Origin of the sequence: Plesiomonas sp. ZOR0011 (genome assembly GCF_000800945.1) — a bacterium.
Taxonomy (GTDB): Bacteria; Pseudomonadota; Gammaproteobacteria; order Enterobacterales; family CAMTGL01; genus Plesiomonas; species Plesiomonas shigelloides.
The window spans coordinates 1-2035 of the sequence record NZ_JRKB01000001.1; the positions used below are offsets into that span (position 1 = coordinate 1).

A 2035-nucleotide genomic window follows, 5' to 3' on the forward strand; every position below is an offset into this window, starting at 1 on the left:
ATCTCGTGCGCCGTCAATCACTAAATCGGAACCCCAAAGGGGCCCCCACGATTTAGCGTTTGACGTTTTCAGGAACGGCGAACGCTGACAGATTTCAATCTGACGGCGTGAGGTGTTGGCGGGGTATCGGGGCGCAGCCCTGAGCAGGATCGTTTTGCAGTACCGTCACGGGTGGCGGTGCTACAAAACATACCTTGTCATTTGGTTCGTGTGTTTTTTCATCTCGCGCAGTTTCTCTTCAGAGAAACGTCTAAGCGCGCCTTCGATAAATCGAAGGATTCTGAGAACCAAAAACACCAAAGGCGCACCTAGGAGTTGTTCCAACTCGCGCGCTACATCTTCGATGTTATGGAAGCCTTGCGGAGAAAGGGTTTAGCGTAAATTTTGGTAAAGCGGGGGACAAGGTATGTTTTGTTGAACCGCCACCACGGTGACGCTCCAAAAAACGCCTTGGTCAGGACTCCGTCCCGACACCCTGATGACTGTAAAACTTGAGTGTTTTTTCAATGTCGAACCCGTAACCAACAATCACTCCCGTCGAGTATAGGTTGTACCAAATTGGCCTAAGGCTACCGTTGATATACCCACACTCAGCGCAAGAAAATCTAATCACATAGCAAGTCGAACCGTCTGGGTTTTTAGCGTTTACTTTTGCTCCACTAACTTGCCTAACGCCTTCGGAATCACAATTAATGCAAGAGAGATATAACACCGAGCCTACCTTTGGATGAGCTGGAATACTCAATTTTTAACCCTCTCTCTGTACATCATGTCATTACGATCCCAATCAAAAAACACCCTGGTCTCTTGCTCTGTCTGTTCCTCTGTTGGTTTTGGGTTATCCTGCGTGAAAATCATTTCTTCGGTGGTTTCGACATCGATCTTCTTGAGTGCATTTTTCAAAACACCGCCAGTCGCAAGAAATCGTTTCTTATGAACCTGATTGAAATACTCCAACAGCCACTCTGGACTATGCTCCGCAGTCTCAGGCTTAATCGAGTAGTTCAATGTTTTCAGCACCTCAACACCACCACCTTTTAAATCACCTTTCACCGATTTAACATCCACACTCATAATCCCTTCATCGCACATGCACTCGCGCCAAACCTCAAGCCACCGCGCCTGTTTAACGTAATATTTACCAGTGAAATATGATGGAGGAACCATCATCAGGACATGAAAGTGAGGGTGGGCATATCCTTTGCGATCTTTCTCCTGCGTAACTTCAGTTGATCGTATCCAACCGAGCACCGAAGAAAACTCTTTCCGCTTTACGAGCCGCTGCCAACCCTTATTCATTTCGCTTAGAGCGTCTCTAAGCGATTCTACGGGCATATTCCGAACTGTTAGGGTTAGGAGTACCCAACGAGCCTTTGAATGCTCCTGAGCGATTTTAGGAAGTGATTCAAAGAATCTAGCGTAATACATCAGAGATCGCCTCCAGTTGCAGATGAAGCAATGACGGCAATGGCATAAATTCGCGTTGCGTAATTTTAGTTCAAACTCGCCAGAATCACGGCATACCTGTAACGCATAAACTAGCCAGTTAGCGCACTCATCCATGCGATCGGCCCACTTCGTATGCTTACCGGCTTTTTGCAATAATCCGACTATTTTGATTGTCGCAAGTCGCTTCTCATTCCACTTGCTGTCTTTCTGATTGTAGGTTTTTAATGGCGTGCCTTTCGGCTTTTGATTGATTTTCTGATCAGATTCAATAAGATAACGCATGTAGCTTCCTTCCAATGGGTTGGCTACGGAAATACCCGTGTTTTGTTGACCTCGACACTCAACAAATTACGGGTTTTTTTTCGTCCTGTCAAAACACGCTCAAACCCTTGCCAGCTCTGGCTTAGAAGCGAAAAACAATCCGCGATTTACATTCTGTATTATCAAGAGAAGGAAAAACCCCTCCGCGCCTCACCCAAAACCCGCGCCAAAACCAACCCCAAAGCAACGCAAAAAAAACAGCAAAAACCGCTTATCAGGTGGATGGCATCACTGCGTGAAACCATCCACCCGAAACAAGTGTTTT

General features: G+C 46.4%; 2 protein-coding genes. One reads left to right on the forward strand and one right to left on the reverse strand.

The features are described 5' to 3' along the window. Positions 1 to 741 precede the first annotated feature (741 nt). Positions 742 to 1731, reverse strand: a complete 990-nt coding sequence (locus L975_RS00005) for a protein rep (protein ID WP_052181169.1) — start codon at positions 1729 to 1731, stop codon at positions 742 to 744. Positions 1732 to 1773: 42 nt separating this feature from the next. Here L975_RS00005 and L975_RS18390 point away from each other — a divergent pair. Next, on the forward strand, positions 1774 to 2035 hold a 262-nt coding region (locus L975_RS18390), incomplete at its 3' end, for a hypothetical protein (protein ID WP_218185537.1).